Annotated in this window: 16 protein-coding genes; 8 read left to right on the top strand and 8 right to left on the bottom strand. The window is 70.8% G+C overall.

Going from position 1 to position 20398, the window contains the following annotated elements; translation table 11 throughout:
• Positions 1-13 precede the first annotated feature (13 nt).
• Positions 14-481, top strand: a complete 468-nt coding sequence (locus OHA72_RS01460; RefSeq protein WP_327006063.1) for an SRPBCC family protein — start codon at positions 14-16, stop codon at positions 479-481.
• On the opposite strand, the gene OHA72_RS01455 is transcribed toward OHA72_RS01460, so the two are convergent.
• A complete protein-coding gene (locus OHA72_RS01455) occupies positions 478-2397 on the bottom strand; it encodes a GTP-binding protein (protein WP_327006062.1) in 1920 nt (639 codons plus the stop codon). The genes OHA72_RS01460 and OHA72_RS01455 overlap by 4 nt on opposite strands.
• A gap of 235 nt (positions 2398-2632) precedes the next feature.
• Here OHA72_RS01455 and OHA72_RS01450 point away from each other — a divergent pair, with 235 nt between their 5' ends.
• On the top strand, positions 2633-3451 hold the full coding sequence (locus OHA72_RS01450) for a MerR family transcriptional regulator (protein WP_327006061.1): 819 nt from the start codon (positions 2633-2635) through the stop codon (positions 3449-3451).
• A gap of 81 nt (positions 3452-3532) precedes the next feature.
• A complete protein-coding gene (locus OHA72_RS01445) occupies positions 3533-5830 on the top strand; it encodes a TerD family protein (protein ID WP_327006060.1) in 2298 nt (765 codons plus the stop codon).
• Here OHA72_RS01445 and OHA72_RS01440 read toward each other — a convergent pair.
• On the bottom strand, positions 5823-6728 hold the full coding sequence (locus OHA72_RS01440) for a dienelactone hydrolase family protein (protein WP_327006059.1): 906 nt from the start codon (positions 6726-6728) through the stop codon (positions 5823-5825). The genes OHA72_RS01445 and OHA72_RS01440 overlap by 8 nt on opposite strands.
• A gap of 57 nt (positions 6729-6785) precedes the next feature.
• Positions 6786-7595 carry a barstar family protein gene (locus OHA72_RS01435; RefSeq protein WP_327006058.1) on the bottom strand — a complete coding sequence of 270 codons (810 nt, stop codon included), beginning with the start codon at positions 7593-7595 and terminating at the stop codon, positions 6786-6788.
• A gap of 58 nt (positions 7596-7653) precedes the next feature.
• Here OHA72_RS01435 and OHA72_RS01430 point away from each other — a divergent pair, with 58 nt between their 5' ends.
• From OHA72_RS01430 to murD, 4 genes are all read left to right on the top strand, one after another.
• Positions 7654-8811, top strand: a complete 1158-nt coding sequence (locus OHA72_RS01430) for a hypothetical protein (RefSeq protein WP_327006057.1) — start codon at positions 7654-7656, stop codon at positions 8809-8811.
• Between the two features lie 114 nt (positions 8812-8925).
• Positions 8926-12048, top strand: a complete 3123-nt coding sequence (locus OHA72_RS01425; protein WP_327006056.1) for an ExeM/NucH family extracellular endonuclease — start codon at positions 8926-8928, stop codon at positions 12046-12048.
• 57 nt (positions 12049-12105) lie between these two features.
• A complete protein-coding gene (locus OHA72_RS01420) occupies positions 12106-12861 on the top strand; it encodes a protein phosphatase 2C domain-containing protein (protein ID WP_327006055.1) in 756 nt (251 codons plus the stop codon).
• A 55-nt stretch (positions 12862-12916) separates the two neighbouring features.
• Positions 12917-14263 carry a UDP-N-acetylmuramoyl-L-alanine--D-glutamate ligase gene (murD, locus tag OHA72_RS01415; RefSeq protein WP_327006054.1) on the top strand — a complete coding sequence of 449 codons (1347 nt, stop codon included), beginning with the start codon at positions 12917-12919 and terminating at the stop codon, positions 14261-14263.
• 37 nt (positions 14264-14300) lie between these two features.
• Here the strand turns inward: murD and OHA72_RS01410 are convergent, their stop codons facing one another.
• The gene (locus OHA72_RS01410; RefSeq protein ID WP_327006053.1) at positions 14301-15275 is read right to left on the bottom strand and encodes a serine hydrolase domain-containing protein; all 975 of its coding nucleotides are present in this window, start codon (positions 15273-15275) and stop codon (positions 14301-14303) included.
• Between the two features lie 66 nt (positions 15276-15341).
• Between OHA72_RS01410 and OHA72_RS01405 the strand changes: the two genes are divergently transcribed.
• Positions 15342-16262 carry a hypothetical protein gene (locus OHA72_RS01405; protein WP_327006052.1) on the top strand — a complete coding sequence of 307 codons (921 nt, stop codon included), beginning with the start codon at positions 15342-15344 and terminating at the stop codon, positions 16260-16262.
• A gap of 700 nt (positions 16263-16962) precedes the next feature.
• Here OHA72_RS01405 and OHA72_RS01400 read toward each other — a convergent pair.
• The 4 genes from OHA72_RS01400 to OHA72_RS01385 form a co-directional block, all read right to left on the bottom strand.
• On the bottom strand, positions 16963-18891 hold the full coding sequence (locus tag OHA72_RS01400) for a recombinase family protein (RefSeq protein ID WP_327006051.1): 1929 nt from the start codon (positions 18889-18891) through the stop codon (positions 16963-16965).
• Positions 18888-19337 (bottom strand): hypothetical protein, encoded by a 450-nt coding sequence (locus OHA72_RS01395; protein ID WP_327006050.1) that lies wholly within the window; start codon positions 19335-19337, stop codon positions 18888-18890. Before OHA72_RS01395 ends, OHA72_RS01400 begins: the two co-directional genes overlap by 4 nt.
• A gap of 162 nt (positions 19338-19499) precedes the next feature.
• Positions 19500-19715: a hypothetical protein gene (locus OHA72_RS01390; protein WP_327006049.1), complete on the bottom strand. Its 216-nt coding sequence runs from the start codon at positions 19713-19715 to the stop codon at positions 19500-19502.
• Positions 19708-19923: a hypothetical protein gene (locus OHA72_RS01385; protein ID WP_442788485.1), complete on the bottom strand. Its 216-nt coding sequence runs from the start codon at positions 19921-19923 to the stop codon at positions 19708-19710. The genes OHA72_RS01390 and OHA72_RS01385 overlap by 8 nt, the downstream gene beginning before the upstream one ends.
• Positions 19924-20398 lie beyond the last annotated feature (475 nt).

Below are 20398 nucleotides of genomic sequence, written 5' to 3'. Positions count from 1 at the left end.
ATGGTGACCAGGCATGACCGACGAGGTCGTTGAGCGGATCACGGTTGAGGTCACCCCGGACACGGTCTTCCAAGCCGTCTCCGACGTGCGGCGGATGGCGAAATGGAGCCCCGAGTGCTTCGCCACCTGGGTGCTCACCCGGTCCGCGGACCGGGTGCCGGAACGGTTCGTGGGGTTCAACCGGCGCAAGGCGTACGTCTGGTTCACCACCTGCCGGGTCGTCGTCGCCGAGCCGGGGGCGGAGTTCGCCTTCGACGTGACCACGTTCGGGCTGCCGGTCGCACGGTGGGGCTTCCGGCTCGCGCCGGCAGGCGGTGGCACCGACGTCAGTCAGTACTGGATCGACCAGCGGGTCCGCGGCGCGATGATTCTCGGGCGGGTGTTCACCGGCAAGGTCGCGCACGCGAGGCCCGAGGCCAACCGTGAGGGCATGCGGGTCACGCTTGAACGGCTGAAGCGGGAGCTCGAGGCCGGCGGCTAGAGGGCGACGCGGCGTTCGACCCACAGCAGGTACTCCTTGCGGTCCAAGGGGTTGTGGTCGGTGCGGGGTCTGGTCGGTGGGATGCCGCGGACGGGGCGGTAGTGGTCGAACGCGTACTCCAGGACTCCTTCGCCGTGGCTGATGCCCGGCAGCCTGCGGGACAGGTCGTGGATGCGGGTCGCCGGGATGGTGCCGCTCACGTCGTGCCAGTCGCCGTGGGGGTGCTGGGTGTCCGGCGCGGCGCCGAGCTTGGACAGCAGGCCGAGCGCGGCGCCGCTGGTGTCGGCCGGGACTTCGAGGTGGAAGCGGTGGACCGGCTCGCACACCTGCGTGCCGGCCCGGTGCAGGGCGCGCATCAGGACCAGCGGGGTCAGCTTGCGGTAGTCGCCGGCGGTGCTGACGGGGGCGGAGTACCCGGACTGCGTCATCGTGACCAGGCAGTCGGTGACGTCCCAGCCGTGCAGGCCCTGGCGGAGCGTCGAGCGCACGTAGTCGTGCATCGCGGCGTGGAACAGCGACGCCGACGAGTAGACGTACATCGGCATCGCCTCGACCGGGACGTCCAGGTGGAACGCGACGCCGCTGCCGGGCGGGGCCGGCTCGATCCGCAGGCCGATCGTGGCGACGAACGGGTTGTCCGGCGCGCCGAGGATCTCGGTGGCCTCGCCGGTGCCGGTGACACGTTCGACGTAGATGGTCGTGGACTCGCGGAAGTCGGCCAGCACGCCGTGCTCCGTGGCGAGGGTCGCCTCGATGACCTCCTTCTGGACCTCGCCGTACAGCGACACGGACAGCTCGTGGTCCTGGCGCAGGTCGATCAGCGGGTCCTGCTCCGCGAGCTGGACGAGCGCCGCGTGCAGGCGGGGACGGTCCCGCGGGTCGCGCGGGACGACGACGGTCTCCAGGGTGGGCGGCGCGAACAGCTGCTCCGCGCCGGGTCGCGGCTCGCCGATGCTGTCGCCGATGCGGACGGTCCGCAGGCCCCACAGCTTCCCGATCTGGCCCGCGACCACCTCACCGGCGGGGGCCGCGGTGCCGCCGTCGGGGACGCTGATCGCGGTGACCTTCCCGGCGGCGAGCCGGTCGCGGACCCGCAGGGTGCCGGAGAACATCCGGACGTAGGCCATCTTCTCGCCGGACGGTCCGCGTTCGACCTTGAACACCGTCGCGGACACCGGGCCGTCCGGGTCGCCACCGGCGGCGGGCAGCACGGTGGCGAGGCCCTCGACCAGCGCGTCGACGCCGGCGCCGGTCACCGCGGAGCCGAAGTAGACCGGATGGATGAGTCCACCGGCGGTCTGACGGGCGAGCGCCGCGCCGAGGGGTACACCCGGCGCATCGAAAACGAAAGCGGCCATGACGTCGTCGTCGTGCTCGGCGAGGGCCTCCGCGAGGCGGCCGGTGTCGGGCTCGAACCCGGCGGCGGGCGTGCCGAGGCCGGTCGGGCGGCCCATCGGGGCGAGCGCGGGGGTGAGCTTGGCCGCGAGGTCGGCGAGCAGGTCCTCGTGCCGGGCTCCACGGCGGTCGATCTTGTTGACGAAGATCAGCGTGGGTACGCGCAACCGCCGCAACGTGCGCATGAGCACCCTGGTCTGCGCCTGGACGCCCTCGACCGCGGACACGACGAGGACAGCGCCGTCGAGGACCCGCAGTGCCCGCTCCACCTCCGCGATGAAGTCCGGGTGCCCGGGCGTGTCGATCAGGTTGACGGTCACCCCGCCGACCACGAACGACGCCACCGCCGACTTGATGGTGATGCCGCGCTGCCGCTCCAGGGCGAGGGAGTCGGTCTGCGTGCTGCCGTCATCGACGCTGCCGATCCGGTCGATGACGCCGGCGCGGAACAGCAGCCGCTCGGTCAGGCTGGTCTTACCGGCGTCGACATGGGCCACGATGCCAAGATTGAGCACGGTCATGCAGGGTCAGATCCTTCGCAGCGTCGATGGCTTCCTTCCGCGTGGACGTGATCCCTGCGCGCATGTTCTCCCTCTCCCACAGTTCCCGTCTCGACGTTGCTGTCGTTCCATACTGCCCGGACCGGCCCGGCCCGCGCACCGGCATTTCCGGGCCCCGATCGCTTGACCTTGCCCCTTGGGAAAGGTCGAACGTAGAACCCGTCGGGCCGCCCGGCCCGACCCGGAAGGAGCACAGGTGGACGAGGACCTGGTGACCATCGGGGTGTTCGCGCGTCGGTCGTGGCTGTCGCCGAAGGCGTTGCGGCTGTACGAACGGCAGGGCCTCCTGCTGCCCGCGGCCGTCGACGAGCACAACGGTTACCGCTGGTATCGCGAGGAGCAACTGGAGACGGCCAGGCTGATCGCCAGGCTGCGCCGCCTCGACATGCCCCTGACCGCCGTCGCCGCGATCGTCGCCGCCGAGGACCCCCAGACCCGGGCCGACCTCATCGGTGACTACTGGTCCACCCAGGAGCACGCCACGGCCGTGCGCCGCGAGCTCGTCACCCACCTGCGCCGCCGGCTGCTCGACGATCCGGAGGGATTCACCATGTACGACGTCAAGGTCCGCGACGTGCCCGAACAGACCGTGCTGACCGAACAGCGGCACGTGAAGGTCCAGGAGCTGTCGCCCTGGATCGATGAGGCCACCGGCCGCCTGCTGAAGTCTGCTGCCGGCCACGGCGATGGCATCGTCGGCCCCTGCTTCATCATCTACCACGGCGAGGTCAACGAGGACAGCGACGGCCCCGTCGAGATCTGCCTCCCGGTCGACCCGACCGGCCCCGTCGACGCCGCGGTCCGCGTGGAGCCCGCCCACCGCGAGGCGTACACCCGGATCATCAAAGCCCAGGTCGGCTACCCGCAGATCCTGTCCGCCTTCGACGCGGTCGCCCAGTGGGTGTCCTCGCAGGGCCTGCCGGTGAGCTCATCACCCCGCGAGGTGTACTTCGCCGACTTCGGCGCCGCCGCCCCGTCCGACGAGGTCTGCGACGTCGCCTTCCCCCTCGACTGACCGCCGCGACTGTTCGTTGCGGGCACTGCTCGGTCCAGCCGTAACTGCCTCATCGGCGCCGCACACCGACGGAACGGGTCAATGCGTCCGCCCTTCAGCGGTGATTGCGCATGCGTGGTGTCGCCGCGGTATTCGTTGCTCAATACTGCCCGCATGGAGGTCCGGAGCATCACCAAAGGCGCGAATATCGAAATCCCCACCGAGACAGGTGGCTTGCAGATCGTCGTCGGTTGGCTGGATTCCTCCAGTGAGCGTGCGATCGACGCGTCCGCATTGTTGCTGTCGGGTAGAAAAGTTCGTTCGGACGCTGATTTCGTCTTCTACAACCAGCCGACCTCGGCCGACGGTTCGGTGCGCCACCTGGGCGCGAGCGTCACCGAAAGCGGCGTCGAAGAGCGCATCGCGGTCGACCTCGAATCGATGTCGGCGGACGTCGATGCCATTGCGGTCGCGGCGAGTCTCGATCGCGGGTCGTTCGGCGAGCTGAGCGGGTTGCATCTGGTCGCGCTCGACGACGCGGGCGTGCCGATCGCCAGGTATGACATCACCGACGCCACGGTCGAGACGGCGTTCGTGTTCGGTGAGGTGTACCGGCGCGGCGGCATATGGAAACTGCGCGCGGTCGGCCAGGGCTGGGACAGCGGCCTGGCCGGCCTCGCGACCGACTTCGGCGTCACCGTCGACGACGACTCGGCCTCGCCGCCGGCCGCCGACGAGCCGGTCACCCCGCCGGACGCGCTGCCCGACGGTGGCCCGGCGCCGGTGCTGGACGACTCGACCTCCATCCTTGATGAACCCACGACGGCGCTCGACGATCCGGTCTCAGTCCTCGACGACTCGGTCTCGGTCCTTGACGACCCGACGCCGGTTGTCGACGACGTGACCGGGTCGCACGAGGCGTCGATTGACGTGCTCGACGAGCCCGCCCCGGTGGTCGAGCCGGACGCCGTGCCGGTGTCCGGTGGCGTGCCTGGCCCCACCGCAGGACCGAAGCAGGCCGCCGCACGGTCGAAAGGGGTGCGCACCCGGCAGCCCCGCGCCACGCGGATCGTCGCGCCGGTGCCGACCCTGGCGGCCGAACAGAGCTGGCAGGCGGCGAGGCTGTTCTCGGTCGCCGGCGTCGGCGCCGCCGAGGAGCAGGAGAAACGCGCGACGTCGGCCCTTCTGGCGACCATGTTCGCGGTGCGGCCGTTCGCGCGGGGCATCGTCGCGCGGCTCGGCGCACCCGCCGGTGCCGTGGAGACGTTTGCCGAGGTCCAGTTCCTGCTCGACGAGCGGGTGGTGATCCCGGACGGCGTCATCAGGGTCGCGCGGGGCAGCCGGCTGTGGACGGCCCTGCTGGAGGTCAAGACCGGCACCGGGCAGCTGCGCCGCGACCAGGTGGAGAAGTACCTCGACGTGGCCCGCGAGCGGGGCTTCGACGCCGTCGTCACGCTGTCCAACGAGATCGCCCCCGGCGCCGGGGAACACCCCATCGGCGTGGACAAGCGCAAGCTGCGCAAGGTGGGCATGTTCCACCTGTCCTGGGCGGAGGTCCTGCAGGAGGCCCGTATGGTGCTCACGCACCGCGGCGTCGAGACGCCGCTGCAGGCGCTGATCCTGTCCGAGTTCATCCGCTACCTGGAGCACCCCCGGTCGGGCGCGTCCGGGTTCGACGACATGGGCGCCGCGTGGGTGCCGGTGCGGGAGGCGGCGTATGCGGGGACGCTGCGCGCGAGCGACCGCAAGGTCCCCGCGGTCGCCGACGCCTGGCTCCGGCTGGTGCGCTACCTGTGCCTGCACCTCACCGCCGAGCTCGGCGTCACCGTCACCCACACGCTGCCCCGCAAGCTCGCCGTCGACCCCGCCGCCCGGCAGGCGGCCGTCGTGTCGAAGCTTGCCGTCGACGGGGTCCTCGAGGCGACGCTGCGCATCCCGGGCGCGGTCGGCCTGGTCACGGTCGCCGCCGACGTGCGGCTCGGGCAGGTCAGGGTGTCCGTCCAGGTCCCCGCGCCCAAGGAGGGCAGCGCGCAGCGGCGGGTGTCGTGGCTGCTGCGCCAGCTCGGCGACACCGCCCCCGACGACCTCGTGGTCGAGGTCGGGTTCGCCGGCCGCGCCGAGACCACCTGCGAGCGGCTCGTCGACGCCCGGTCCAAGCCGGCCATCCTGATCGTGGACCGCGCGCTGGACATCACCACGTTCCGGCTCACCAGGAACAGCGCCATGGGCACCAAGCGGTCCGGCCTCAAGGGCGCGTTCGTGCCGAGTGTGCTTGCGTCCCTGGAGACCTTCTACGGCACCGTCGTGCAGGGCCTCAAGCCGTGGCCGTCGCCGGCGCCGCAGCTGTCGGAGGAGACCGTGTCGGAGGCGGCGGCGCTCGACGACGAGCTGGTCAGCTGAGGTTGGTGGCGAACCAGTCGGTGAGGCGCTGGTACGCCTGGGTCGCGGCCGCCGGGTCGTAGCGGGCGCCGGTGTCGTTGAAGAAGGCGTGGTTGACGCCGGGGTAGGTGACGATCTCGTGCTTCATGCCGGCCTTCTCCAGGGCGGCCTTGGCGGTGTCGCGGCTGGCGTTGACGCGGGTGTCGAGCTCGGCGTAGACGGCGAGGACGGCGGCGCGCTTCGAGCCGGCCAGGTCGGCGTTGTCGGGCAGCGGGCCGTAGAACGGCACGGCGGCGCGGAGGCGGGGTTCGCCGGCGGCGAGGAGCTGCCAGACCATGCCGCCGCCGAAGCAGAAGCCCATGGCCGCGGGGGATTTCGCCGGTACGCGGCGGAGCAGCTCGTCGATGCCGGCCTTCATGTCGGCGACGAAGCGGGCGGGTGGCACCGCGCCCAGGGCGGCGGTGGCCTGGGCCGGGTCGGTGAACTTGGCGGTGCCGCCCTCCTCCGACAGCAGGTCGATGGCGAGGGCGGAGTAGCCGCTGGCGGCGAGGCGGCCGGCGACGGAGCGGATGTGGTCGGTCAGGCCCCGGTTCTCGTGGACGACCAGGACCGTGCCGCGCGGATCGGCGGCCGCCGCCCAGGCACCCTGCAGCGTCCCGCCCGGGCCGCGGAACGTGATCGCCTCCACGGGCAGCGGGGAAGGGCCGGCCGGCGCCGACCCGGACACGGATCCAGCCGCAGACGGCGTGGCGGGCGCGGGTGAGCCGGACGGTGACTCGCAGGCGGCGAGCATCGGGCCGGCCACCGCGGCGCCGACCCCGAGCATCGACAGCCGCCGCAGCGCCTCGCGCCGGTGGATCAGGCCCTCGGAGTAGTCCACCACGACCTCTGAGGTCAGGTACTCATTGATGCTCGACATCGGCGTCAACCTCCTGGTCACCGACTGTATCGCCGGACCGCGGCGGCGGCAGGGCGATCAGCGCGGCTCCACCTCGACGTGATGCTCCGCGAACACCGCCATCACCTGGTCCAAGCCGGTGAGGTGGGCGCGGGCCACGTGCGCGTCGTGCCACACCAGCCGGAACGGGGATGTCGCGCCCCAGCCGCCGCGCAGGCAGTCGTCGAGCGCGTCGAGGTTCCAGCCGAAGTAGCCGCCGGGGCCGTTGACCGCCTCGCCGATCGCGCAGTAGAACCCGTCGATGTCGGTCACGTGCCCGCCGTCGAGGTGGTACGTGGTGCCCGCGGGCCGGTCGGGAGCGTCGCGCCGGCGGTGGGCGAGGGCCGCACCCAACCACTGGTGCCGCAGCTCCTGGTCGTACCGGTGCCACAGCCCCGGCTCGGCCGGGCGGCCCTCGGTGCGCCGGCGTTCCCAGATGTCCCGGGCGCCGGGCGGCATCGGGCGGGTGACGCCGGTGTCGAACGTGACGTCGAGCAGGCCTTCGCCGAGCGCGGACGGGCGGGCGCCCGCCACCGAACCCTGCAGCGAGGCGAACGTGGGCGTGACCCGGCCGCCGGTGTCCACGCTGCAGATCAGGCCGTCGATCCGGCGCCGGTGCAGCGCGCCTCCGGGGTTGCCGGCGCCGCGGCGCAGGGCCTCGATCGCCGCCCGCAGCTTCGGCTCGGGCCGGCAGCCGAGGAGGGTCGCCGGCTGCGGCGCGGGCCAGGAGAACAGGCCGTCGATGTCGGTGCAGGCGGCGACCGCGGTGTCGGGCTCGCCCATCGTGTACTCGTCGATGAGCAGCCAGCGCAGGGGGACGGGCTGATCCCGGCGCCGGCGCAGCGTCATGGCCGCGACCGTACCGGCTGTGGCACGCTGTTGCCGACCGTGTCGGGGAGGGGCGTGCATGACTGTCGCGGCCGGGCTGCTCAACGGCAACGGCGCGTTGCTGCTCATCGCCGCGGTGATCGGCTTCGGTCTCGTGTGCGTCATCGCGTGGGACTCGCGGGCGCTGTTCTTCACGCCGCAGGGGCTGGTGCTGCTGCCGATCGTGGTCGCCGCGTGGTTCGGTGGTGCGGCGGTCATCGGGCTGCCGGCCGACGTGCTGCTCGGGCACACCCGGGCCGGCACGATCTGGCCCGGGCTGGTGGCGGCGCCGGTCGTCGCGCTGGTGCTGGGGCGCCGGTTCCGTACCCCGGGTCAGAACTCGATCGGCCAGATCTTCGTCCGCGCCGGTGTCCTGCTCGCCGGCTGTGTCCTCGCGAAGTGTGTCGCCTACGCGGCCGGGTTCCGGGTCTTCGACTTCTGGACCGGCGGCGCCGTCACCCTCGGGGCGCTGGTCGTCTGCATCGCCGTGTGGCAGTTCGCAGCGGTCGAGGGGACCGTGCACCTGTTCGTCCGGGCGGGCGTGATCCTCGCCGCCGTCGGCCTGGTCGGCGCCTGGGCCGCCGTCAACCACGTGCCGGTCGCGGGCAATCCGCGCACCGCCTCCACCACGACGCTCGGGATCATGCTGCTGGTCCTGCCGCTGCTGGCCCTGGCCGGCGCGGTGCTGACCATCGCGCTGCTGCGCCGGACCCGCCCCGACCTGCCACTGTTCAACAGCGCCAAAACCGCCGGCAGTGCCAAGACCGCCGGCAGCGCCAGGCCCGCCCGCGACAAGGCGGCCCGCGTGCCGGCCGCACACGAGGTGTGGAACGCATTCGTGAGCTATGACGACGAGGATGAGGACGACGGCGAGGAGGAAGGCAAGGACCGCCCCGTCCTCGTCCTGAGCACCGGCGGCGGCAGCGCCGAGGTCATGAAGATCACCAGCCAGGACAAGTCCCGGTTCGGCGGCTACCTGCCGCTGCCGCTGGAACGCTGCCGGGGCGTGCTGACCAAGGAGAGCTGGCTCGACCTGCGGCCGACCCGGGTGCCGCTGGAGGAGTTCCGCAGGTACCGGGGCCTGTGCCCGCCGTGGATCTGGGCCGAGCTGCGCACCCGCGGACTGATCACCAAGGTGTCCGTGGTGAAGCAGCGCAACGCGCCCCGCTCCTTCATCGACAGGCTCCGCAACCAGTGAACCGTCACGGGTAGACCCTCGTCGAAACCCGCCGTTCAGCCATTGTCCGGCGACAGGGTGGCCTCCGACCGCCTAGCGTCTTTAGGTCGGCCTCCGCAGTGACGGAGCCGGCTCATGATCACCTGGAGGTCCGGGTCAATGTCTCGTGCGCTCATCCAACGCGCCACCGTCGCCTTATGTCTTTCCACAGCCGGGCTCGCCTGGCCGTTATTCGCCGACCCGGCCGCCGCGAATCCGGCCGGCACGGGTCTGGTCATCAGCGAGGTCTACGTCAACGGCGGCTCGTCCGGTGCGAGCTACTTCAACAAGTTCGTCGAGCTGTACAACCCGACGGCCGGCGCCATCGACCTGAGCGGTGACACGCTGCAGTACCGCGCGCCGACCAGCACCGTCGTGCCGAGCGGCTCGCAGGTGTTCACGCTGACCGGGACCGTCGCCGCGCACGGGCACTTCCTCATCCAGCTGCCCAGCAACAACGCCGGCACCAACCCCGGCGGGCCGCTGCCCACGCCCGACCTGAGCACCGGCACCAGCGTCAACCCCGGCGCCGGCGGCGGGACGCTCTACATCGCGGCCAGCGCCACCGGTGTGCTCCCCACCGACGCCTCCGTGATCGACAGGATCGGCTGGGGTACCAGCAACGCCCCCGAGGGCACGGCCTCCAGCGGCAACTCGCTGGTGCTGAGCTACCAGCGCGACGCGGCCGGCGCGGACACCGACGTCAACGGCACGGACTTCCACACCGCGGCCCCGGTGCCGCAGAACGCCGCGTCCGACGGTGGCACCACCACGGTCACGGTGACGAACCCCGGCACCCAGAACGCGACGACCGGCACGGCGATCGCGCCGCTGACCCTCGCCGCGTCGGGCGGCGCCGCGCCGTACACGTGGACGGCGAGCGGGCTGCCAGCCGGGCTGGCGATCTCGACGGACGGCGTCGTGTCCGGCACGCCGACCGCGAGCGGCACGTCGTCGGTGACGGTCACCGCGACCGAGTCGGGCGGCGCGAGCGGCTCGGCGACGTTCACCTTCACGGTCACCTCGGTGACCACGGTCGTGCCGATCGCCGCGATCCAGGGCACGAACACCGACACGTCGCCGCTGGTCGGCCAGAGCGTGACGACCGAGGGCGTCGTGACCGCCGTGTACGCCACGGGCGGGTTCAACGGCTTCTTCCTGGAGACGGGCGGCGCCGGCGGTACCGAGGCGGACGACGACACCCCCGGTGCCTCCGACGCGATCTTCGTCTTCGGCTCGGTCGCCGCCGGTCAGGTCGCCGCCGGTGACAGCGTGCGGGTCACCGGCAACGTGGTCGAGTTCCAGGGCACGACCGAGCTCAGCGGCCCGTCGGTCACGAAGCTCACCACCCCGCTGCCGGCCGTCGTGCCGGGGTCGATCCCGTGGTCCTCGCTGACGACGGACGCGCAGAAGGAGGCCCACGAGGGCGAGCTCGTCGCGCCGCAGGGCACGTTCACGGTCGCGGACAACTACGACGCGAACTGGTACGGCTCCTTCACCCTGGCCGCCGGCGACGCGCCGCTGCGCCAGCCCACCGACGCCGGCCGCCCCGGCAGCGCCGCGGCCGTCGCCGCGGTCGCCGACAACGCGGCCCGGATGGTGACCCTGGACGACGGCGCGAGCGTCAACTACAGCGCCGCCGCCAACACCGGCACGCCGCTGCCGTGGTTCACGGCGACGAACGCGGTCAGCATCGGCTCGAAGGTCACCTTCCACCAGCCGGTGATCCTGGAGTACCGCTTCTCGCTGTGGAACTTCCAGCCGACCCAGCGGGTCACCGACGACGGTGCCGCGGTCGCGACGTTCAGTGACACCCGCACCGGCAACCAGCAGCCGGCGAACGTCGGCGGCACCGTCCGCCTGGCCACGTTCAACGTCGAGAACTACTTCCCGACGACCGGAGAGTTGTACGTCCAGCAGGGCCTCGGCACGTGCACCTACTACAACGACCGGGCCGGCAACCACATCGCCGTCAACACGTGCACCGGACCCGGCAACACCGCCGGTCCTCGGGGCGCCGCGAACGACGCCAGCTTCCAGCGGCAGCAGGCGAAGATCGTGACCGGCATCAACCGGCTCGGCGCGGGCGTCGTGTCGCTGGAAGAGGTCGAGAACTCCGCGAAGTTCGGCCAGCCCCGCGACGCCGCCCTCGCCACGCTCGTCAACGCGCTCAACGCGGCCGCCGGTGCGACCGTGTGGGCGTACGTGCCGTCGCCGGCCGTCCTGCCGCCGATCGCCGACGAGGACGTGATCCGCAGCGCGTTCATCTACAAGCCCGCGGAGATCTCGCTCGTCGGTGTCTCGGCGATCCTGACCACCGCCTCGGGCCCCGGCCAGCCGTTCTCGATCGCCCGTGAGCCGCTCGCGCAGGGCTTCAAGAAGGCCGGCGCGACCGACGCCGACGCGTTCCTGGTCGTCACGAACCACTGGAAGTCCAAGGGCAGCGGCACCCCGCTGTACCCGGGCGACGCCGAGGACACGTCGTCGCCCGCGGTCAACCAGGGCTCGTTCAACGAGACCCGGGTCCGCGAGGCGCAGGAGACCGTCGCCTTCGCCAACCAGGTCGCGGCGGGCCTCGGCACCAACCGGATCTTCCTGGTCGGTGACCTCAACTCCTACACGCACGAGGACCCGGTGCAGGTCCTGTACGACGCCGGCTACACCGACCTGGGTGCCACGTTCGATCCGAACGAGTCGACGTACTCCTTCGACGGCATGCAGGGCTCCCTCGACCACGTGCTGGCCAACCCGGCCGCCCGCGCGCTGGTCACGGGCGCGGACGTGTGGCAGATCAACGCGCAGGAGGCGATCGCCTACTCGTACAGCCGCTACAACTACAACGCCACCCTGCTGTTCAACGGCAGCAACCCGTTCGCCGCCTCCGACCACGACCCGGTCGTCGTCGGGCTGAACCCGCCGGTGACGCCTGCGTTCCCGGCCTGGAGCCCGTCGAAGGTGTACCTGAACGGTGACAAGGTCACCTACCAGGGCTCCGTCTGGCGGGCGCTGTGGTGGACCCAGAACCAGACGCCCGGTGACCCGTACGGCCCGTGGGAGCAGATCGCGACCGCACCGGACGGCACGGCGATCTGGACCGCGTCGCGCGTCTTCACCACCGGCGCCGTGGTGCTCTACCAGGGCAAGAAGTACGAGGCCAAGTGGTGGACCCGCAACCAGCCCCCGGGTGACCCGTGGGGGCCGTGGAAGCTCCTGCCCTGATTGCATGCCGGGCCGCCCTCGATCGTCGGGGGCGGCCCGGTGGGCAAGACTGGCCGCATGGACTTCGCGTTCGCCACCGCGGCGGCACCGGGCCGGGCCAACGAGGACCACCTGCTGCTCTCCGCGGAGTTCGCGGTACTCCTGGACGGCGTCACGCAGCTACCGGGCCTGGACACCGGCTGCGTGCACGGGCCGGTCTGGCTGGTCCGCACCCTCGGCGCCCACCTCACGACGGCCCTGTCGGCGGACCCGGCCGGCGGCCTCGACGACGTGCTGGCCGGGGCCATCGAGGCGGTGTGCCGCGACCATGCCGGCACCTGCGACCTCACCAACCCCAACAGCCCGTCCTCGACGGTCGCGATCGTCCGGGAACGCGGTGAACTGCTGGAATACCTGGTCCTCTGCGACTCCTCCGTGGTGTTCGAGCGCGGCGGCCGGGTCGAGGCGGTCAGCGACGGGCGCACCGGTGACCTGCTGCACTACGACCGGGAGAGCGTGGCCCGGGTGCGCAACCGGCCCGGCGGGTTCTGGGTCGCATCCACCGCCCCGCAGGCCGCGGGCGAGGCGGTCACCGGCTCGGTGCCGCTCGACGGGCTTTCGCGCCTGCTCGTCTGTACCGACGGAATATCCCGGCTGGTCGAGTTCTTCGGCTCCACGTGGCCCTCGGTTTTCGAACTCGCCGAGCGGCAGGGGCCTCGGGCGGTCATCGACGCGGTGCGGGTGCAGGAGCGGGTGCGGCCGGAGCTCCTGACGCAGCGGGGGCGCCGGTTCAAGCAGCACGACGACGCGACCCTGGCGCTGCGGTTGCGCTGACCCCGGATACTGTGACGTCTACTCGAGATCTTCACAGCACGTCCTAGGAGTGGTCATGCGCCTGCAGGATCTCCATGGCAAGCGGGTCGCCGTGTGGGGGACCGGACGCGAGGCCATCGCCGCCGCCAGAGCGATCGTGCCGCACGCGCCCGCCTCCATGATCGCGGTGCAGGACAAGACGACCTTCCTCGCCACGGACTGGACCGGCGACCTCGCGCAGATGGCCCCGCTGTACAGCGGCGAGGACGCGCACCGCGAGCTGGCCTCCGTCGACGTGATCGTGCGCTCGCCGATCATCGCCCAGGTGCACCCCTGGATCATCGAGCACCGGGCCCGCGGCGGTGTCGTCACCGGCGGCACCGCGCTCTGGATGGCCGACAACGCGTCGCGCACCATCGGCGTGACCGGCAGCAAGGGCAAGAGCACCACCACCACCCTGATCCATCACCTGCTCGATCGGCTCGGGATGCCGAACACGCTCGGCGGCAACATCGGCATCGCCGCGCTGGCACTGCCACCGGCCGAGCTGTACGTGCTGGAGCTGAGCGTCTACCAGTGCGCCGACCTGACCGAATCGCCCCGCATCGTCGCGCTGACCTCGCTCTTCCCGGAGCACCTGGACTGGGCCGGCAGCGAGCGCCGCTACTACAGCGACAAGCTCAACGTGGCCCGGCACAACCCCTCGGTCGTCGTCTACAACGGTCAGGACGCCCGGCTGTCCTCCGAGCTGCGCGCGCCGGGCGCTTCGCTGCCGCTGGTCGCCGCCAACCAGCCCGAGTCGTTCCACGTCACCGATCACACGGTGTACCTCGGCGACCAGCCGCTGTTCCCGCGCTCGCTGTTCAAGCTTCTCGGCCGGCACAACGAGGGCAACCTCTGCGTCGCGCTCGCCGCCGTGCAGAGCGCGGGCATCGACGTCCTGGCCCAGCGCGACCAGGTCGGGTCGGCACTCGCCACGTATGAGCCGCTAGGGCAGCGCCTCACCCCCATCCCCGACGCCTCGGGGCTGACCTTCATCGACGACTCGCTGTCGACCATCCCGCAGTCGGCGATCTACGCGATCGAGGCGTACGCGGACCGCCCGCTCACGGTCATCCTGGGCGGCGAGGACCGCGGCGTCGACTACGGCCCGCTGCGGGCCTTCTTCGAGGCGAAGCAGATCACCTGCACCCTGATCGGCATCCCCGACAGCGGCGCGCGGATCCTCGGCACCCTGCAGGACCTGCCGGGCGTCACCACGATCGTCGCGGAGGACCTGACGGATGCGGTACGCCTGAGCCGCAAGTCCACGCCGGCCGGCGGGGTGGTGCTGCTGTCCCCGGCGGCGCCCAGCTACGGGCGGTTCGACAACTGGCAGCACCGGTCGCGGGTCTTCCGCGAGGCGATCGACGCCTCTTTGTAGTCAAACCTCGTCTTTGTGGTCAAACCTCGTCTTGTAGTCAAACCTCGTCGGCGATCGCCGCGAACAGCTCGTGGGTCCAGGCCTGGAACGGGGCGCGGTCGGCGTCGCGTACCGGATGGATCCGATTGCTGAGCACGACCACGCCATAGCCACGGTCCGGCTCGAACCACAGCCGGTTGCCCACGAACCCGGTCGCGCCGAAACTGCCCGGCCCGGCCGACGCCCCGGCCACGTCCCGCGTCGGCGCGAGCCACCAGCCGAGCCCGAAGCGCTCGCCGAGCCCGTTGCCCGCCCAGCACTGCTTTGCTTGATCGTGCAGCGCTTGGCTGACCACCTGGTCCGCGAGCCAGCCGCGGCCTGCCGCCGTCACCAGGTCGAGCGTGCCGAACGCGCCGGCATGACCGGCCTGCCCACCCATCGCCCAGGCGTTCTCGTCATGGATCTCACCGCTGATCAGCCGCCCCCGCCACCGGCACTCCTCGGTGGCGACCGCCGGCCCCGGCAGCGGCGGGAACCGCAACCCAGGTGCCGGCAGCGGGGCACCAAGCTCCCGCACCAGCTCACCCAGCAGCAGAAACCCCAGATCGCTGTACGCCGCCACCCCACCGGGCGCACTCACCAGCGGCGTCGCCAGCGCCGCGTCGACGATCGCCTCCCGCCCCCGCGCGAACCGGAAGAACTCCACGGTCGGCCGCAACCCCGCGTTGTGCGCCAGTAACTGCCGGATCGTGGCATCCTTCACCGGCGCCCCGGCGGCCCGCTCCCACTGCTCACCCAGCGAACGGTCCAGGTCGAGCCGCCCCGCGTCACACAGCAGCAGCACCTGCGGCAGGGTGACCAGCACCTTGGTCAGGCTGGCCAGATCCCACCAGTCCTCCGCCGTGGCGGGCCGTCCGGTGGTCAGGTCGGCGACCCCGCGCACCTCCTGGAACAGCACCCCGCCCCGGTCGAAGACACTGACACCGACGGCCGGCACCGGCGCCCGCTCCATCAACGCCGCGGTCCGCTCCACCCGCGAAATGTACCGCCTTGTCCGTCAGAGACAACCCATGAGCCTTCCGCACCGGACCATGACCGCATGATGCGCGTGCCCCTCCCGGGCGAGGACGGCACCTCCCTGCCCGACGGCATGGCCAGGTGGCTCACCTCCCCGGCCATGACCACCCTGCTGGACGCCTTCGGCTTCCCGCCGCTGCGGCCCTCGTCCCCGCTGGCCGAGAACCTTGCGGTGGCCGAACGCTGCTCCGAACGCTGGGACTACCGCAAGGGCTGGCTGGAACGCCACGAGGCCGCGGGCGAGGACTTCCCGCCAGCACTCGACGCCCTCATCCGCACGACGACCACCGCCCTGGGCCTGGTCGGCCGGCAGCAACCGTCGTTCACGGCGTACGACCACATCCTGGTCCTCGGCGGCGGCATCCGCACGATGATGGCCCGCTCATCCCTGACCGCCGACATCCTCCACTCGGGCGTCCAGGCTTCGACGGTTGCCGCGCTGAGCAGCATGCGCCCCCTGCAAGACCATGAGGAGACGGCCCGCATCCTCGGCCTGCGCCCATGCCCGACAGAGGCCGAAGGCGCCGACGAGGCGCTCCGCTCCACGTTCCACCTGGACGTCCCGTGTACGACCCGGACCGGCCCCGACTGGTGGGTCCGCAGCTACCCGGACGCCCGGCCACAGGTGCACGTCCTCGCCGTTCCTTCCACCCGCCCGGGCCTCCGCGCGAACACGGCCGACGGGTTCACCGGCTGGATACAACTGGCCGCCCCCCACCCTCACCGCACGCGACTCCTCCTGGTGACCACCGACCTGTACGTCCCGTTCCAGCACTGCAACGCCGTACGCCTGCTCGGCCTGCCCTACGGCTGCACCATCGACACGGTCGGCTTCTCCATGGCATCGAGTGAGTACATCGCCGCGGCCCGCACCTTCGAACTGCTCCAGGAAGTCCGCTCCACCATCCACTCCATGCAGGCGCTCTACTTCGCCCTGCGGTGAGCCTGTGGGTATCGCCCAGTTCACGAGTTGCGAGGCGGCGGAGGGCTCGGCCCGCTGCAGGGACGCAGTCGGCCCGCGCTGTGCGGCGTGTGGGTCAGGCGCTCCGCCGACACGCTGCCGAAGCTCGACACCAAACGCCTCGGCTGGGGCACGCACAGGCACGCCGGCGAATGGCGAGGGCCCTGGGCCACCAAGCGACCGTCCGTCGATGTCCAGATCGCCCTCCCCGCACCTCGACCCTGTCCTGGGAGTGGATCTTATGGTTGATCGAAGTCGCGGGCTGGTCGCATGGACGGCCACCGGGCGACCTCGATCACGACGGCAAGGTCGAATCCGAGTGAAATGGGGTTGAGTGCTGGGAACAGTGCATGCCCGCCCTCTGTGATCACGGAAGTTCGGTGGCACCGTAGGCCCCGTGAAGTTCCGTGGTCGCGAGAAGTGGTCAGAGTCGATGACTGGGCCGGGAAGGCCACGCGTCCGACGGCGATCTTCGCCGCGGGACCATGCCGGACCTGCACCTGGACGCGGGCGCTGCGCCGGGACCGTGGTGCGGGATTCCTCCGCGAGCGGAGCGCCTATTGTCGGTCGCACTAAGCCGGGAACGTCGCCGCGTAGTTACCCGTGGCTGGCTGATCAGGGCCAGATCCAGCCAGTGACAGCCGGACATACGAGCGAAGCCCTAGGCCGCGTTTCCGCTGGTCTAGGGCTTCGTTTGCTGATCAGAGCCACTTCTCAAAGTGTGCCCCCGGCGGGGCGTGTCACAGATCTGCAAATCGACGCTGCCCCCGCCGTCGACGGCGGGGGCAGCGTCATGTGTGGCGGTTACCGCGTCGGTTGGGCGGCGCTGGTGTGGGGTGATGGTCCGTGTCAGTCGGGACAGGTTGGCCGCGTCGCGGTCGGTGATGGTGGCCTGGAAGCGGACTCGGCTGGTCCGGACGTCGTGGGTGATCTGGACGGCGAACGCGTCGAGAAAGCGTCGTAGCCGGTCGGTTGGTATGAGTCCGAGGTCGATCTCCATTTCGGGTAGGTCGGTGAGGAGTTCGACGTTGTCGGCGGTGCCGGCGGGCATGGTGGCTTCGTAGTGGGCGAGTTCGGCGGTCTTGATGCTGAGGTCCTGGTCGAGTTGGGCGCGTCGTTCGCGGATGTCGTTGAACATGCTGCCGTCGGGGTCGTCGGCTTCTTCGAGGACGCGGAGGAGCCGGGCCCGGCGGTGGGTGATGTCGGTCAGGGCGTGGCGTAGGGAGGCGATCTTGCGGCGGTGCTCCTCAGCGGCGTGTTTGGCTGCGACGTCGATGCTGCATACGGCGAGTTGGAGCCGGTCGGGGCCGAGGAGGTAGATGTTGAAGAACTGGGTGGTGAATCCGAGCAGCGTCTCCTCGGTGACGGAGACGGTGCCGGGGTGCCCTTCTGGGATCTCCCGTTCGCGTGGTTGGCAGGAGTAGTAGGTGTACGGCGCTACGGTCCGGCCGAACATGCGTCGCTGGCACGGGCCGCACCACACGTAGGACCGTAGGGCGTAGACGCGCCGGGTCTGGCGGTGCCGGTTGGGTGTGTCGGGCTGCGCGTCGGCGCGGGATCGTTGGCGGGCTGCGGCGATGCTCTGCGCGTCGACGTAGGCGTCGATCGGCACGATCGCCGGGTGAGTGGGTTCAGCGGAGACGATCCATTCGTCGCGCGGGTTGTTCTTGCCCGGGTGGAGTTTGTCCTTGGTGGAGCGCCGGTTCCACACCATGTGCCCGGTGTACTTCGGGTTGAACAGGATCTCCCGGACGGCGGAGCCGGTCCATCGGCCGACCGCGCGCTCGGGGTCTACCGGCTGCGGTGGCGGGTACCGATCGAGGTCGGTGTTGAGCCGTTCGGCGATGGCCCGGTACGACAGTTTCTCGTCGATGCGCCACGCGTAGATCTGCATGACGGCGAGGCTGCGGACCGGGTCGATCTCCAGTTTGGTCTTGTGCTTGCCCTGCGCCCGTTTCGCGGGCACGGGGTGCTTGTGTCGCTCGGCGACGTAGCCGTAGGGCGGTTTCCCGACGTTCCAGCCCTGCCCGGTGTGGGTCTCGAACCCGTCCCAGGACTTCTCCAGCATTTCGATGATGTACCACTCGGCGACACCCTGTTTGGTGCGGCGCAACAGGACCTGACTGGCCCGTTTGCGCCTACGGCCGTTGGTCTGCCCGTCGAGGATGATCGGCTCGTCGGCGGCCAGCAGCGGGATGCCGGCGAGTTCGAGGTCATGCTCGATCTTGGTGCCCTGGTGGGTGTAGCGGGCGATGCGGTCGATCGATTCGCAGATGACGACGTCGAAGCGGCGGTTGGGTGCGGTGGCCTCAGTGAGTAGGTCGTTGAGGCCGCCGTCGCGTTGGATGCCGATGTCGTACTTGGTCCACGCGGTGCTGGACCCTCGTTGCGCGAGTTCCTTGCGGGAGGATTCGACGTCGTAGAACCAGGCGACGATGACCATCCCGGGCAGTAGTGCGCGTTCGCTGTTGGTCAACTGACGGGGCAGCGAGAGGGTGGGGTCCTGCTGCTCATCGGTGGAGGTCCGGCCGAGGAACGCGACGCGGATGGTTTGTCGCGGGAGTGGGCTGGTGGCGGCGGGTCGTAGCCACTCGGGCAGGGTGGCGGTCACCGAAGGTCTCCTTCCTGGCTGAGGGCGATGACGGTGTCGAGGTGGTCGGCGTTGTCGTTGCCGGGCAGGGGAAGGACGTGACAGGCGGTGCCGCTGGTGGCGAACTGATTGGAGTCGGCGTGCCACCATTGCTGGGCTCGGTCGGGGCCGGTGAAGGGTCCGACGGCGAGCAGGCGTCGGCTGAGCGGGTGGATGGCCACGAGGACGGTCGGCGCGTTCAAGTCGACGACGGTCGCGTCACGCGGCGGGTATACCGGCGCGGCGGCCACCCCGGTGGGGGCCGGCGTGTACCGGTAGGGGTGCACCAGGGTGCCGGACCGCCGGTCGTAGGCGTCTGGCGGGCACAACAGGACGGTGACGCTGTCCGGGCTGCCGGGCGTGGTGGCGTCGGCTGCCGGGCGGACGGTCAGTCGTCCGGCGTCGTCGGCGGTGATGGTGACGTGCATGGGAACCGTTGCCTCCGGTGTTGGTTTGGGTGTGTGATCGGCCGCCCGCGTGTCCCGGCCCCAGGGCCGGGACACGCGGGGTTTGGACCGATCCACCCGCACCTCGATGCGGTGATCAAGGCTGGCCGGTCGAGGCGATACGTCTCGATGCACGGTCCGTGGTTACTCGGTGGCGATGCCGGTGCGGTGGTGCTCGTGCAGCCAGGTCAGCACGTCGAGAACGGCCTCGGCTTGCAGGGCGGCGAGCCGCCGGCCGTGCTCGCCGCCGACGACCGTGATGTCGAAGTCCACCTGCAACGCATCCTCGGTCTGGACAGCGTCCGGCTCGTGGTCAACCCGCTCGGCGTCATCTCCGGCGGCGCGCTGTGACCTAGCCACGTCCGCGCTCCTGCTGGATCAGCCATTGCGGGTCACCGGCGGCGACGGCCGCACGGACGTTCTCCGGTTGAAGGAACGATGCCTGCGGTACGGGTACGCCGTCGCGGGCTCCGGCGATGAGCGCGACGAGTTCCTCGACCAGGAGGAGCAGCTTGACGCGTGGGCGTTCGGGGTTGGGATCGGGAGTGTGTTGGTGCGTCTGTGGCATGGATGGTGTGGCCACGTCCGCCGACAAGCGCTGACACTATGGGAATACAAATTCGGGCCTCGTTTTGGAGCCTGCCCAGCTGGCCAACCGGTCACGAAGCCTCTTGCCGTGCCGCGTTCAACGTCATGAACAAGCTCGATGCGAGGTTGAACACGCAGGTCAGACGTCGAACACCACTGCGACGGCACGCCCGACGCGTTGATGAAAGCAAATTTCAGAAGGATTCCGCTCACAGCGTTCTGTTGATCAGGGCGATCTGCTGCGCCTCGGTGGCTATGCAGTGATCCGGCGGCCGGCGGCCGGATTGCTCCGCCGGTCACCGCGGACACCCTCGCACCGCCGGAGCCGATCCGAGGCGGGGCCTCCGGATTGCGCCGGCTGGTTCGTGAGTACACCGGCCTGCCGCTCGGTGAGCGCCGGCAGTTGCTCGGTGACGCGGCCTCTGACCAACCGAACACCGACCTCGCCGACGACG

The organism is Dactylosporangium sp. NBC_01737 (assembly GCF_035963215.1).
Classification (GTDB): domain Bacteria; phylum Actinomycetota; class Actinomycetes; order Mycobacteriales; family Micromonosporaceae; genus Dactylosporangium.
The sequence above is the reverse complement of the archived record's forward strand: the minus strand, read 5'-3'. Positions and strand labels throughout refer to the sequence as shown.